This window comes from Streptomyces sp. bgisy159 (assembly GCF_057707805.1).
The window spans coordinates 93,693-107,663 of the sequence record NZ_JBYIQX010000018.1; the positions used below are offsets into that span (position 1 = coordinate 93,693).

At 75.1% G+C, this 13,971-nt stretch carries 11 protein-coding genes; 9 read left to right on the forward strand and 2 right to left on the reverse strand.

What is annotated here, in order from left to right:
- Positions 1–148 precede the first annotated feature (148 nt).
- The 8 genes from AC3ET3_RS19190 (at position 149) to AC3ET3_RS19225 (ending at position 11,678) form a co-directional block, all read left to right on the forward strand.
- Positions 149–721, forward strand: coding sequence for a YqgE/AlgH family protein (locus AC3ET3_RS19190; protein ID WP_432133373.1), 573 nt, complete (start codon positions 149–151; stop codon positions 719–721).
- A gap of 29 nt (positions 722–750) precedes the next feature.
- The gene (locus tag AC3ET3_RS19195; RefSeq protein WP_432133297.1) at positions 751–1,035 is read left to right on the forward strand and encodes a DUF3039 domain-containing protein; all 285 of its coding nucleotides are present in this window, start codon (positions 751–753) and stop codon (positions 1,033–1,035) included.
- Between the two features lie 108 nt (positions 1,036–1,143).
- Entirely contained in the window at positions 1,144–2,763 is a 1,620-nt protein-coding gene (locus AC3ET3_RS19200) for a beta-N-acetylhexosaminidase (RefSeq protein ID WP_432133296.1), read from the forward strand.
- 289 nt (positions 2,764–3,052) lie between these two features.
- Positions 3,053–3,946 (forward strand): FAD binding domain-containing protein, encoded by an 894-nt coding sequence (locus tag AC3ET3_RS19205; protein WP_432133295.1) that lies wholly within the window; start codon positions 3,053–3,055, stop codon positions 3,944–3,946.
- A complete protein-coding gene (locus AC3ET3_RS19210) occupies positions 3,943–6,204 on the forward strand; it encodes a 2Fe-2S iron-sulfur cluster-binding protein (protein WP_435612538.1) in 2,262 nt (753 codons plus the stop codon). Before AC3ET3_RS19205 ends, AC3ET3_RS19210 begins: the two co-directional genes overlap by 4 nt.
- The gene (locus AC3ET3_RS19215; RefSeq protein WP_432133293.1) at positions 6,201–8,510 is read left to right on the forward strand and encodes a xanthine dehydrogenase family protein molybdopterin-binding subunit; all 2,310 of its coding nucleotides are present in this window, start codon (positions 6,201–6,203) and stop codon (positions 8,508–8,510) included. The genes AC3ET3_RS19210 and AC3ET3_RS19215 overlap by 4 nt, the downstream gene beginning before the upstream one ends.
- A 374-nt stretch (positions 8,511–8,884) precedes the next feature.
- The gene (locus tag AC3ET3_RS19220; RefSeq protein ID WP_432157326.1) at positions 8,885–10,069 is read left to right on the forward strand and encodes an SUKH-4 family immunity protein; all 1,185 of its coding nucleotides are present in this window, start codon (positions 8,885–8,887) and stop codon (positions 10,067–10,069) included.
- Positions 10,070–10,181: 112 nt separating this feature from the next.
- Entirely contained in the window at positions 10,182–11,678 is a 1,497-nt protein-coding gene (locus AC3ET3_RS19225; protein WP_432157325.1) for an MFS transporter, read from the forward strand.
- A gap of 69 nt (positions 11,679–11,747) precedes the next feature.
- Here AC3ET3_RS19225 and AC3ET3_RS19230 read toward each other — a convergent pair whose 3' ends face one another.
- The gene (locus tag AC3ET3_RS19230; protein ID WP_432157324.1) at positions 11,748–12,203 is read right to left on the reverse strand and encodes a hypothetical protein; all 456 of its coding nucleotides are present in this window, start codon (positions 12,201–12,203) and stop codon (positions 11,748–11,750) included.
- A gap of 107 nt (positions 12,204–12,310) precedes the next feature.
- A complete protein-coding gene (locus AC3ET3_RS19235; RefSeq protein WP_432157323.1) occupies positions 12,311–13,030 on the reverse strand; it encodes a GntR family transcriptional regulator in 720 nt (239 codons plus the stop codon).
- A 53-nt stretch (positions 13,031–13,083) separates the two neighbouring features.
- Here AC3ET3_RS19235 and AC3ET3_RS19240 point away from each other — a divergent pair, with 53 nt between their 5' ends.
- On the forward strand, positions 13,084–13,899 hold the full coding sequence (locus AC3ET3_RS19240; protein ID WP_432157322.1) for a class I SAM-dependent methyltransferase: 816 nt from the start codon (positions 13,084–13,086) through the stop codon (positions 13,897–13,899).
- The last annotated feature ends 72 nt before the right edge of the window (positions 13,900–13,971 follow it).

Genomic DNA, 13,971 nt, shown 5'->3' on the forward strand with positions numbered 1-13,971 from the left:
GGGTGTGCGCCGGGGGCGCACCGGGGAACCCGCCCGTCGCCGCCACCTGCCGGTCCGTGGTCCCGTGGGCCCCTTCTGATTCGGCCGCCCTCGCCGCCGTCCCCGCTTTGCCTCCCCCCGCGGGGCAAGATGCGGGATCATGTCTGGCATGACCGAGGTGTCCTCGCTCACAGGGCGGCTGCTCGTGGCCACGCCCGCCCTGGCGGACCCGAACTTCGACCACGCGGTGGTGCTCCTTCTCGACCACGACGAGGAGGGCTCGCTCGGTGTCGTCCTCAACCGGCCCACCCCGGTGGACGTGGGCGACATCCTGGAGGGCTGGGCCGACCTCACCGGGGAGCCCGGCGTCATCTTCCAGGGCGGCCCGGTCTCCCTCGACTCGGCGCTCGGTGTGGCGGTGATCCCCGGGGGCGGCTCCGGTGAACGCGACCCGCTCGGCTGGCGCCGGGTGCACGGCGCGATCGGCCTGGTCGACCTGGAGGCCCCGCCGGAGCTGCTCGCCTCGGCCCTCGGCTCCCTGCGCATCTTCGCCGGTTACGCGGGCTGGGGGCCGGGCCAGCTGGAGGACGAGCTCGTCGACGGCGCCTGGTACGTCGTCGAGTCCGAGCCCGGCGACGTCTCCTCCCCGTCCCCGGAACGCCTGTGGCGCGAGGTACTGCGCCGCCAGCGCAACGAGCTGGCGATGGTGGCCACGTACCCGGACGACCCTTCCCTCAACTGATACGGGTGGGCTTCAGTACTCTTGGCGGTATGAGCACTCTTGAGCCCGAGCGTGGAACCGGTACGGGGACTCTCGTAGAGCCGACGCCGCAGGTGTCGCACGGTGACGGTGACCACGAGCGCTTCGCCCACTACGTCCAGAAGGACAAGATCATGGCGAGCGCCCTCGACGGGACGCCCGTCGTGGCGCTGTGCGGCAAGGTGTGGGTGCCGGGCCGCGACCCGAAGAAGTACCCCGTGTGCCCCATGTGCAAGGAGATCTACGAGTCCATGGGCTCCGGCGGGGACGACAAGGGCAAGGGCGACGGCAAGTAGCCGTCCCGCCTCTTCCCCGTCTTCCGCCTCTTCCACGTCTTCACGGCCTCCGGGACCGTCGCCCGCGGTGGATCCCGGAGGCTTTCGTGCCGTCCGCCCGGGAGCGACGTGAGCGATCTGATTCCGGCACCGCGGGTGATCGAGGGACCCGGGCCGGGCGAGGTGGTGCTGGACGGCTCCACCACGCTGTGGGCCGCGCCCGGCACGGAGGGCACCGAGCGCTGGCTGCGCGCCACGCTCGCCGTCCACGGTCTGCCGCTGCCGCCGGGCCCGCCGGACGGCAGCCCCGGCGTGCGGCTGGTGCTGGACGACGCGCTGGGCCCGGAGGCGTACCGGCTGGCCGTGACCGCCGGCCGCGGTGTGGAGATCCGCGGCGGTGACCCGGCCGGCGTGTTCTGGGGCGCCCAGACCCTGCGCCAGCTGCTCGGGCCGGAGGTCTTCCGCCGCGCCGCCGTCCGGCCCGGCCGCCGCCACGTCCTCGCGCGGCAGGTCGTCGAGGACGCGCCCCGCTTCCGCTGGCGGGGGCTGTTGCTGGACGTGGCCCGGCACTTCATGCCCAAGGACGGGGTGCTGCGCCACCTGGACCTGATGGCCACGCACAAACTCAACGTGCTCCACCTGCACCTGACGGACGACCAGGGCTGGCGGGTGGAGATCCGGCGCCACCCGCGGCTGACCGAGGTCGGCGGCTGGCGGTCCCGGACCAAGATCGGGCACCGGGCCTCCCCGCTGTGGGACGAGCGGCCGCACGGCGGCTACTACACCCAGGACGACCTGCGCGAGATCGTCGCCTACGCCGCCGAGCGGCACGTCACCGTCGTGCCCGAGATCGACGTGCCGGGGCATTCGCAGGCGGCCATCGCCGCCTACCCGCAACTCGGCAACACCGATGTCGTCGACACCGCGGCCCTGTCCGTCTGGGACACCTGGGGCGTCAACCCCAACGTGCTCGCCCCGACCGAGACCGTGCTGCGCTTCTACGAGGGGGTGTTCGAGGAGGTCCTGGACCTCTTTCCGGGGGAGTTCGTGCACATCGGCGGCGACGAGTGCCCCAAGGACCAGTGGCGGGCCTCGCCGGCCGCGCAGGCCCGCATGCGGGAGCTGGGACTCGCGGACGAGGACGCGCTGCAGTCTTGGTTCGTGCGGCACTTCGACTCCTGGCTCGCGGCCCGCGGCCGGCGGCTGATCGGCTGGGACGAGATCCTGGAGGGCGGCCTGGCACCCGGCGCCGCCGTGTCGTCCTGGCGGGGGTACGCGGGCGGCGTCACCGCCGCGCGGGCCGGCCACGACGTCGTCATGTGCCCCGAGGAGCAGGTGTACCTGGACCACCGTCAGGCGCCCGGCGACGACGAGCCGGTGCCGATCGGCTGGGTGCGCACCCTGGAGGACGTCTACCGGTTCGAGCCGGTGCCGCCGGAGCTGACGCCCGAGCAGGCGCGGCGGGTCCTGGGCACGCAGGCCAACGTGTGGACCGAGGTGACGGAGGACCAGGCGCGCGTGGACTACCAGGCGTTCCCGAGGCTGGCCGCCTTCGCCGAGGTGGCCTGGAGCGCCCTGCCGCCGCCCGCCGAGCGGGACTTCCCCGGGTTCGAGCGGCGGATGGCCGTGCACTACGAGCGGCTGGACGCCCTGGGCGTCGCCTACCGGCCGCCGGGCGGGCCGAAGCCGTGGCAGCGGCGGCCGGGGGTGCTCGGCCGGCCGAAGGAAGGGCCGCCGCCGCAGCGGTAGGCCGCGCACAGCGGCAGGTCGCGCACAGCGGTAGGACACGTATACGGAATTCCGAACAAGTACGGGGAAAACCCCCGGCGGAATCACCGAAGAGAGGCAATTCGCGCGGATCGGCGATGCTGTGCGAAAACGGACCACCTGCCCGGTGAGGTGCGCGAACGCCTCCTGGTGGACCCCCGTCCTCGGGAGCCGCGAAGATGTGCCAGAGTTGCCACGTCCGCCCTGTGAGCACGTACCGTACGGCGCAACAGGTGGGACCAGGTGGGGCAGCGGGAAGGGGCAGCCGGTTTTGACCACGCACGCACCGCAGGCGGCGCAGGCCGTCACGTTGCCCACGACACTGGACGAGGCCGTGGCGGCCCTCACGGCCATGCCCGCCGCCGTACCCGTCGCGGGCGGTACCGACCTCATGGCCGCCGTCAACTCCGGACAGCTGCGGCCCACCGCCCTGGTCGGCCTCGGCCGGATCAGCGAGATCCGCGGCTGGCAGTACCAGGACGGCCACGCCCTGCTCGGCGCCGGCCTCACGCACGCGCGCATGGGCCGCCCCGACTTCGCCGCGCTCATCCCCGCGCTCGCCGCCGCCGCCCGCGCCGCCGGACCGCCGCACATCCGCAACGCGGGCACCCTGGGCGGCAACATCGCCTCGGCGGCTGCCACCGGCGACGCACTGCCCGTGCTGGCAGCCCTGGAGGCGACCCTGATCGTCGCGGGCCAGGGCGGTGCCCGCCGCGAGATCCCCGTCTCGCACCTGCTGGCCGGCATGGCGATGCTGCGCGCCGGGGAACTCATCGGCTACGTGCGCGTGCCGCTGCTGCACGCCCCCCAGGTCTTCCTCAAGGCGACCGGCCGCACCGGCCCGGGCCGCGCCGTCGCCTCCGTCGCGCTCGTGCTCGACCCCGCCCGGCGCGGGGTGCGGTGCGCCGTCGGCGCCATAGCGCCCATGCCGCTGCGGCCCCTGGACGCCGAGCAGTGGGTCGCCCGGCTCATCGACTGGGACAACAACCGCGCGATCGTCCCCGAGGCCCTGACCGCCTTCGGGGAGTACGTGGCCGCGGCCTGCATCCCCGACCCGGTCCCCGGCGAGGACGGCTTCGTGCCCGAGCTGCCGCCCGCCGTACTGCACCTGCGGCGCACCGTCGCCGCGCTGGCCCGACGAGCACTGGGGAGGGCGCTGTCGTGACCGACGACCAGCACGACCGGCACGAACACCAGGGACGGCACGGACAGCACGGAGACCGGGAGCGGGCAGGGGAGGGCACGCCGGCCGGCGGTGGCCGCTGGGACCCCCTGCCCCAGGGCGACTACGACGACGGTGCCACCGCCTTCGTGCAGCTCCCCGAGGGCGGCATCGACGCGCTGATGGCGGGCGACAGCCCGCTCGCCGCGCCCGGTCACGGCTATGTGCCGCCGCAGATAACGGCGTCCCCGGACGCGCCCGACCCCGGCGCCACCGGCACCGCGTCCTGGCCCCTGCCCGCGGGCGGCGGGGAGTGGCCCGAGCCGGGCGCGGGCGGACAGCACGGCGGCCGGCCGGCCGGTGACGACGGCTTCACGTACAACCCCGGTGAGACCGGCCAGTGGACCTTCGAGGCGCCCGCCGCCCCCGTCCCCGGCCAGGACGTCACCGGGCAGTGGTCCATCCCCGTCGCCGGGGGCGACCTCCCGGACGAGTCGGGCGAGTTCACCACGTCGGCCCTGATCGACCAGTGGGGCACCGCGCCCGCCACCCTGCCCGGCGGCGCGCCCGCCCCGTGGGCCACCGAGGCGCCCGGCGGACCCTGGACCCCGGAGGCGGCCGAGCAGCGGCCGGCCGAGGGCCACGGCGACGCGGCCGGCCCCGGCACCTCCGGCGGCCACCCCGGCGAGACCCCGTACGGGGCGCCCCCCGGCGGCGACGGGGCGTCGCGGAACGAGCCCGGGGCGCTGCCTGACACGGACGGCGCCCTGCACCCGGGCGACGGAGCTCCGGGCGAGGCGGGCTCCCCGCACCCGGACGACGTGCCTCAAGCGGGCGGCGCGGGCCACGCGGGTGAGGTGACCTACGCGGGCGATGCGACTCCGGCGGGGGGCGTCCCCCTCGCGGGTGAGACGGCGCGGCCCGGCGGGGCCCACCCCGGCGAGGCGGCCCACCGAGCCGAGCACGGGCGGTCGACCGCGCCGCACGCGCCGTACGGCGTGGGCGAGCCGTACGACTCGGGCGAGCGGCGGCACCCCGGTGCGCCGCTTCCGGCCGGTGACGTACCGCACCCCGGTGCGCCGCACCAGGCCGGAGACGACGTACCGCACCCCGGTGCGCCGCACCCGGCCGGTGACGCCTCACAGGGCGCGGAAGGGCCGCGGCACCCCGGCGTGCCCGGACCGGCGGCCGGTGACGACCCCCGGCCCCCCGGCCCCCCGTACCCTCCGCAGGACTCCCCACGGCCCGGCGAGTCGTCGTACGACCCCACCGGTGCCGCCGGGAGCGCGTCCTCGCAGGCTCCGGCGGCCGGTGACGCCGTCGGCGCCGACCAGGGGGCCCACGGGCCCGGCGAGTCCACCGAGGAGCCCCGGCCGGCCGACGGAACCACGGCCCCGGGGGCCTCACCCGGCCCCGCGGCGGAAGACCCGGCCTCCGGTGCGACGGGCCCGGACCAAGCCCCCGGCGCGGACGAGCCCGGCGCCCAGGAGCCGCCCGCCGGCCCCGGGGGCCCGCAGACCGCGGCTCCCCCCACCCCCGAAGCGCCCGCTGACGCCCTTCACGCGCGCGTGGCGGACGCCCCCGGGGACGACACCCGGCCGGGCACGACGGCGGCCGAAACCCAGGCGGACGCCCCGCCTCCGCCGCCGGCCGACGAGCACCCCCTCGCCTCCTACGTCCTGCGGGTCAACGGCTCCGACCGCCCCGTCAACGACGCCTGGATCGGCGAGTCGCTGCTCTACGTGCTGCGCGAACGGCTCGGCCTGGCCGGCGCCAAGGACGGCTGCTCGCAGGGCGAGTGCGGCGCGTGCAACGTGCAGGTCGACGGCCGGCTCGTCGCGTCGTGCCTGGTGCCGGCGGTCACCACGGCCGGCAGCGAGGTCCGTACCGTGGAGGGCCTGGCCGCCGACGGGCAGCCCTCCGACGTGCAGCGGGCGCTCGCCCGGTGCGGCGCCGTGCAGTGCGGCTTCTGCGTGCCGGGCATGGCGATGACCGTGCACGACCTGCTGGAGGGCAACCCGGCGCCGACCGAACTGGAGACCCGCCAGGCGCTCTGCGGCAACTTGTGCCGCTGCTCCGGGTACCGGGGCGTGCTGGAGGCCGTCAAGGAGGTCGTCGCCGAGCGCGAGGCGCACCGTACGGCGGCCGGCGAGGGCGAACCGGACGGCGACGCGCCGCGCATCCCCCACCAGGGCGGCCCGTCCCTCTTCGAGGCGCCGGGCGCCATGGACAGCCATGACCAGGACGGAGGCCAGGCGTGAGCAACGAAGCCGCGACCGCGTCGACCGCCGCGGCGGCCGCCCCCGCCCCCGAGCCGATCCCGCACGGGCTCGGCTCCCCCCTGCCACCCGCCGACGCCCGCGCCAAGACCGAGGGCACCTTCCCGTACGCGGCGGACCTGTGGGCCGAGGGCCTGCTGTGGGCGGCGGTGCTGCGCGCGCCGCACCCGCACGCGCGCATCGTGTCCATCGACACCTCCCACGCGCGCGAGATGCCCGGCGTGCGGGCCGTCGTCACCCACGAGGACGTCCCGGGCACCCCGCGCCACGGGCGCGGCACCCCCGACCGGCCGGTGTTCGCCTCCGACGTCGTGCGCCACCACGGCGAGCCCATCGCCGCCGTCGCCGCCGACCACCCGGACACCGCGCGCATGGCGGCGGCGGCCGTCATCGTCGAGTACGAGGTGCTCGACCCCGTCACCGACCCCGAGCAGGCGTTCGAGGCGGAGCCCCTGCACCCGGACGGCAACCTGATCCGGCACATCCCGCTGCGCCACGGCGACCCGGAGGCGGTCGGCGAGGTCGTCGTCGAGGGCCTGTACCGGATCGGCCGCCAGGACCCGGCGCCGATCGGCGCCGAGGCCGGACTCGCCGTGCCCCGCCCCGACGGCGGGGTGGAGCTGTACCTGGCCTCCACCGACCCGCACGCCGACCGCGACACCGCCGCCGCGGTCTTCGGGCTTCCGCCGGAGCACGTGAAGATCGTGGTCACCGGGGTGCCCGGGGCCACCGCCGACCGCGAGGACCAGGGCTTCCAGCTCCCGCTCGGCCTGCTGGCGCTCAGGACCGGCTGCCCGGTGAAGCTGACGGCGACCCGCGAGGAGTCCTTCCTCGGCCACGTCCACCGCCACCCCACCCTGCTGCGCTACCGCCACCACGCGGACGGCGAGGGCCGGCTGGTCAAGGTCGAGGCGCAGATCCTGCTCGACGCGGGCGCGTACGCCGACACCTCGTCGGAGGCGCTCGCCGCCGCCGTCTCCTTCGCCTGCGGCCCGTACGTGGTGCCGAACGCCTTCATCGAGGGCTGGGCCGTGCGCACCAACAACCCGCCCTCCGGCCATGTGCGCGGCGAGGGCGCGATGCAGGTCTGCGCCGCCTACGAGGCCCAGATGGACAAGCTGGCGAAGAAACTCGCCCTCGACCCGGCGGAGCTGCGCCTGCGCAACGCGCTGGCCACGGGCGACGTCATGCCGACCGGCCAGACCGTGACCTGTCCCGCCCCGGTCGCCGAACTCCTCCAGGCGGTGAGGGACTTCCCGCTGCCGCCGCTGCCGAAGGACACCCCCGAGGAGGAGTGGCTGCTGCCGGGCGGGCCCGAGGGCGCGGGCGAACCGGGCGCGGTGCGCCGGGGCGTGGGCTACGGCCTGGGCATGGTGCACATGCTGGGCGCGGAGGGCGCCGACGAGGTCTCCACGGCGACGGTGAAGGTGCAGGACGGCGTGGCGACGGTGCTGTGCGCCGCCGTCGAGACCGGCCAGGGCTTCTCCACGCTGGCCCGCCAGATCGTCCAGGAGACGCTGGGCATCGACGAGGTGCACGTCGCACCCGTCGACACCGACCAGCCGCCGGCCGGCGCCGGCTGCCGCGGCCGGCACACCTGGGTGTCGGGCGGCGCCGTCGAGCGGGCCGCCAAGATGGTGCGCACGCAGCTCCTGCAGCCGCTGGCCCACAAGTTCGGGATGTCCACCGAGCTGCTGCAGATCACCGACGGCAAGATCACCTCGTACGACGGTGTCCTGTCGACGACGGTGACGGAGGAGCTGCACGGCAAGGAGCTGTGGGCGACCGCGCAGTGCCGTCCGCACCCGACCGAGCCGCTGAACGAGCAGGGGCAGGGCGACGCGTTCGTCGGCATGGCGTTCTGCGCGATCCGCGCGGTGGTGGACGTCGACATCGAGCTGGGCTCGGTGCGGGTGGTGGAGCTGGCGGTCGCCCAGGACGTCGGCCGGATCCTCAACCCGGCGCAGCTCGCGGCCCGTATCGAGGCCGGCGTCACCCAGGGCGTGGGCATCGCCCTCACCGAGAACCTGCGCACCCCGCGCGGCGTGATCCGCCACCCCGACCTGACCGGTTACGCCCTGCCCACGGCCCTCGACGTGCCGGACATCCGGATCGTGAAACTGGTGGAGGAGCGCGACGTGGTGGCCCCGTTCGGCGCGAAGGCGGTCAGCGCGGTTCCCGTGGTGACCTCCCCGGCGGCCGTCGCCTCGGCCGTGCGTGCCGCGACCGGCCGCCCCGTCAACCGCCTGCCGATCCGCCCGCAGGCGGCCGTGGTCACGCCCCGCTGAACCGCGGTCGCGGCCCGGGGCGGGAACGCGCGCCGGGCGGCCCCGGACGTCTCCCCGGTAGGGGACGGCCGGTGTTGTCATGCTGATGCTGCCTTCCAGCCGAAGGTAGGCGCCGGCCGGGTGGCGCAGACAGGACATTGAGGGGGCTTCTGACCAAGCTCCTATCAGGTCATGTTCCGCCCGGCCGGAGCCATGAGAACGGGTCCCGGCAGCCGGACAGAACAACACGAAGACAGCCCAGCAGGGCGTCAGTCAGTGGTCGAGCCACGACCACCGGGACCTGAGTATCAGCATCAATGTCAGTGGTGCCGCGTAGTGTTCCGGGCAGTGGGAGAACCTGCCCGGGACGGGTGAACGGCATGCACGGGGGAGCGATGGGCGCGACGGACACGGCCGGTACGAGTGTGATCACCCTGACCGAGACCGACCTGGACCCGTACGTCACGCACGGGCCGACCCGCCGCTGGCTGACCGGCCCCGGACTGCCGGGCGTGGGCGCCCTGGTCACCTTCGAGGCGCTGCGCGCGGACGGGCTGCGCACGGTCGCGGACGCCACCGGCGACCACCCCGCCGACCTGCTGCCCGCCGGGCTGCGCGACCAGCTGGTGATAGGCGGCCTGATCGGCGCGGAGGGGCCGCGGACCGAGTCGGTGCTGCTGGACGGCGCGACCGGCGAGGTCACCACCACGTACTTCCTCCACGACCGCCCCGGCCTGATGGACCGCCGCCGACTCGCGCCGTCGCTGGAGAAGCTGGTGCGGTTCGCCACGGCGGCCGACGAACTGGCGGCGCTGCGCGGCCAGTTCGCGGCCTACGCGGGCCGCTTCGGACCCGAGGTGGTGGACCGGGCGTCGGCCCAGCTGCTCGCGCTGTACGAGGCGGGGTCCGACGGCGGCGAGGTGCCGCCGTTCTGGCGGCTGACGGCGGTGATCCGCCCGCTGGCGCTGATGGCGGGCCCCGGCACCCGCTCCGAGCTGGCCCTCGACCTGCCGCCCCGGCTGCTCGACGAGGAGTTCGGCGCCCGTGCCGTGGTCCGTTTCGAGGACGTCGACTTCCCGGCCGCGCTCACCCACGAGCCGACCCGCCGCTTCCTGCGGGAGGCCGGGCTGCCGGAGGAATGCGTCTGGTTCTTCCTCGACACGGACGCGCCACTGCCCACGATGGCCGAGCACGTGGCGGACGACCCGGCCGCCGCGCTCCCGCCGCGGGCCGACAGCCTGATCCGCCTCGGGTACCTGCTGGAGGACACCAGCCTGGTCGTCGACGGCGCGACGGGCGCGGTCCTCGCGTGGAGCGAGGCCGAAGCGGTGCTGCGGCCCCTGAACGCCGACGTGTCCACCCTCGCCTTCACCCTCTGGCTGATCCACCGCGAGCGCTCCCTCGACGCCGTGCACGACCTCACGGAGGCCTACGACCAGCTGGCCGACGCCATGTCCCGCACCCTGGCCGCCGTCGACCGCACGGCCTGCGACCCCGCCCCGGTCGGTCCCACGGACGACGGCCGGCGCTACTGGCCGCAGATGTTCGAGGACGAGGCGGGCGGCGGACTGTACGCGTAGCCGCCGGGTCTGTGGCCGAGCGTCGTAGGCCCCGGCCCTACGACCGACGACGGAGGCGCTGACCGACCTCCGACAGGGGTCAAACGCGGGTTCGCGCCTTACTCTGGCGGGCGTGACTGTCCTCAAGCCCCCTGCCGCCGCTGTCGGCGGCGATCGCGCCGACACCGTGCTCGGACGCTCCTACCGGTCCCTCAGCATCGGCATCGTCTCCGTCGTCCTGCTGATCGCCTTCGAGGCGACGGCCGTCGGGACCGCCATGCCGGTGGCGGCGCGGGAACTGCACGGGGTGCCGCTGTACGCGTTCGCGTTCTCCGGGTTCTTCACGACGAGTCTGCTCGGCATGGTGCTGTCCGGGCAGTGGTCCGACCGGCGCGGCCCGCTCGCCCCGCTGGCCTGGGGCATGGTCGCCTTCGCGGGCGGTCTGCTGCTGTGCGGCACCGCCGGTGCCATGTGGGTCTTCGTCGCCGGCCGGGCGGTCCAGGGCCTCGGCGGCGGCCTGGTCATCGTCGCGCTGTACGTGGTCGTCGGCCGCGCCTACCCGGAGCGGCTCCGCCCCGCCATCATGGCGGCCTTCGCGGCGAGCTGGGTCGTCCCGTCGGTCGTCGGGCCGCTGGCATCCGGCGCGGTCACCGAACACCTCGGCTGGCGCTGGGTCTTCCTCGGCATCCCGCCCCTGGTCGCCTTCCCGCTGGCCCTCGCCCTGCCGCGGATACGGCAGCGGGCGGCCGGCCCGGCGGAGACCGGCCCCGGCGACGGCGACCGCTCCGGCTCCCTCGACCGGCGCCGCATCCGGCTGGCCTTCGCCGTCTCCCTCGGCGCGGGACTCCTCCAGTACGCCGCCCAGGAGCTGCGCCCCCTCTCCCTCCTCCCGGCAGCCCTGGGCGCCGCCCTGCTCGTGCCCGCCGCGCTCGGGCTGCTGCCGCGCGGCACGCTTCGGGCGGCCCGCGGTCTGCCGTCGGTCGTGCTGCTGCGCGGCCTGGCGGCGGGGTCCTTCATCGCCGCCGAGTCCTTCGTGCCGCTGATGCTGGTCACCCAGCGGGGGCTGTCCCCGACACTCGCCGGGTTCTCCCTCGCGGCGGGCGGGGCGACCTGGGCGCTGGGCTCCTGGGTGCAGTCGCGGCCGCGGGTGATGCCGTACCGGGAGCGGCTGATGACCCTGGGCATGCTGCTCACCGCCACCGCGATCACCACCGCGCCGGGCGTGCTCGCCGACTCGGTACCGGTGTGGACAGTGGCCGTCGCCTGGGCCCTGGGCTGCTTCGGCATGGGCCTGGTGATCTCCTCCTCCAGCGTCCTGCTGCTCCAGCTGTCCGCCCCCGAGGAGGCCGGTGCCAACTCCGCCGCCCTCCAGATCTCCGACGCCCTCTCCAACGTCCTCCTCCTCGCCGCCGGCGGCGCCGCCTTCGCCGCGCTGGGCGGCGGCTCCACCGCCCACCCGACCGGGGACACCGCCGTCACCGGCTCCCACCCCGCCGCGTACCTCGCGGTGTTCCTGCCGATGGCGGGCGTGGCGCTGCTGGGGGCGTGGGTGACCCGGCGGCTGCGGGACCGCACCCCGACGACCGGCACCCCCGTACCCGAGGAACACCCCGCCCGCATGCTGCCCTGACGGCACCGGGCGGCGCGACCGGACCGGGCGCGCCGCCCGGGGGCGGAACAGGCCCCGCCCGGCCCCGCGTCACCGCCGGCGGACCGGCTCCGCCCCGCACGGTTCCCGGTGCAGGTGGACCGCGGGCGGGAAGCCGCTGCCGGACTCGGGGAGGAACGCGTCGTAGGGCTGCCCCGGTTCGATGCGCCGGCCGCAGCGGTCGCAGGTCACCCAGTGGCGCAGGGTGAGGCGGTGCAGCAGACGGCCGGTCCCGCACAGCTCGGAGTGGTTGGCGCACCGCTCGCAGGCCGTGGCGTGCGGGAGGAACGCGGAGTGCGCGCGGGCGCCGACACAGGGGCGGCACGCCCGCGGGAACCATCGCTCCGGCGGCGCCTGTTCCCCGAGGTCGACGGCCGACTCGCCGTCCAGCCCGTGCCCGCACCACACGCAGGCGGCACCCCGCCGCCGCTCGTCGTCCAGGGCGTCCCGCGCGGGCAGCCGTAGGACGGCGAGTGCCTCGGGGGTGATCTCCGCAGTTCTGGTCACCTGGGCCTCCTTCGGGGCACTGAACATGCGCAGTTCCCGTGGAGTGGGTCCTGCACCACAGAGATTGGACCGGTGGACCGGTCCAGTCAAGCGGCTGATGGTCTGCGCTACCCCATCGGGTACCTCTCGGTTTCCTCGAACACATGCGAGGCCGTGACGCCCTCCTCGCACACCAGCGGACGTCGCTCCTGGTCGTACGCCGCGTGGAGCACCACGGCGACCGCCACGGGCTGTTCGACCTCCAGCAGACGCGCCTCCTCGGCGGTGGCCAGGCGAACCGTCTTCACATCGACGCCTTCGGAGGGTGAGCGGCCGGTTTCCCGGCGCACGTAATGCGTCGTTCCCTCGGAGATCGGGCCCGCCATCGACAACCGAGGAGCGGCGTCCGTGATGTCCGGGGGAAACCAGGCGGTGACGAGCGTGCCCGGGGCTCCGTCGTCCAGCAGGACCAGCCGAGCCCGCCGCAGGGCCGTCTCACCCGCCTCCAGCCCGAGAGCATCGCTCACGTGATCCGGCGGAACGACGCGGTCGGGCGTCCCCAGACGTCGGAACGGCGCACCGCCGGACACCCGAGCCGTCCCGGCGCGGCGGCCACCCGCGGGGCGCGCGAGCGGCGTGTCCACGACGGTGAACCCCGCACCCTGCCGCGCTACGACCACGCCGTCACCGCGCAGCACGTCGTACGCCTTGACGACCGTCGCCCGGGACACGCTCCACTGTTCGGCCAGGTCACGTCCGGACGGCAGCAGCTCACCGGGTCCGAACTCACCGTTCGCGATCCGCGACCGCAGATCCTCGGCGATCTGCTCGTACTTCAGCAAAGGCATGGGCACTGTTCCGATCACTGGACTGGTCCACCGGTGAGCCCCAGAATGCCCCCATGACGAACGTTGAGCCAGCGCCGGAGATCGTGAGGTTCTACACCGAGACCATCGACGAGGCCGACCGGCTGAGCACGACGGCCGACGGGTGCCTGGAGATGGTGCGCACCCAAGAACTGCTGCGCCGGTACCTGCCGCCACCGCCCGCCCGGATCCTCGACATCGGCGGCGGGCCCGGCGCCCACGCCCGATGGCTCGTCGCCGACGGCTACACCGTCCACCTCGTCGATCCGGTCCCCCGCCACGTCGAGCAGGCCGAACGGACCGGCGCCACCGTCGAACTCGGTGATGCCCGTCAACTCTCCGCCGACGACGCCACCTACGACGTGGTGCTCCTGCTGGGACCGCTCTACCACCTGCTCGACCGCGCCGACCGCGACCGCGCCCTGGCGGAGGCGTACCGGGTCCTGCGCCCGGTCGGCCTGCTGGCTGCGGCCGGTATCAACCGATACTCCAGCCTGTTCGAGCACGCCGCCTTCGGGCACCTCCACAAGGAGCCGATGCGGGAGAGCATCGGCGGCATCCTCGCCTCCCAGATCCATGACGGGAAGAAGGCGTTCACCGCCGCCTACTTCCACAGCGGCGGGCAGTTGCGCGACGAGGTGTCGGCGGCGGGCTTCGACGGTGCGGAGGTGTTCGGCATCGAGGGCCCGGCCTGGTCCATGCTCGCGGCGGCCGAGCGCAACACGGGCGGCGACTTCCGGGACTCCCCGCTCTTCGCGTCGGCGTTGACCGCCGCCCGCATGGCCGAGCCGTATCCGGAACTCATGGCCGCCAGCTCGCACCTGCTCGCCGTCGCCCGCCGACCTGCCTGACGCCCTGGGGCCGCGGCGAGGCCGGCCCCGGGGAACGCAGGCCGTCCGGCCCGCAAAGCGTTCGCGGCGGGC

Excerpts from the sequence above, each read along its gene's own strand:
- AC3ET3_RS19190 (WP_432133373.1), top strand. The coding sequence starts at position 149 with ATGACCGAGGTGTCCTCGCTCACAGGGCGGCTGCTCGTGGCCACGCCC.
- AC3ET3_RS19195 (WP_432133297.1), top strand. The coding sequence starts at position 751 with ATGAGCACTCTTGAGCCCGAGCGTGGAACCGGTACGGGGACTCTCGTA.
- AC3ET3_RS19220 (WP_432157326.1), top strand. The coding sequence starts at position 8,885 with ATGGGCGCGACGGACACGGCCGGTACGAGTGTGATCACCCTGACCGAG.
- AC3ET3_RS19235 (WP_432157323.1), bottom strand. The coding sequence starts at position 13,030 with ATGCCTTTGCTGAAGTACGAGCAGATCGCCGAGGATCTGCGGTCGCGG.
- AC3ET3_RS19240 (WP_432157322.1), top strand. The coding sequence starts at position 13,084 with ATGACGAACGTTGAGCCAGCGCCGGAGATCGTGAGGTTCTACACCGAG.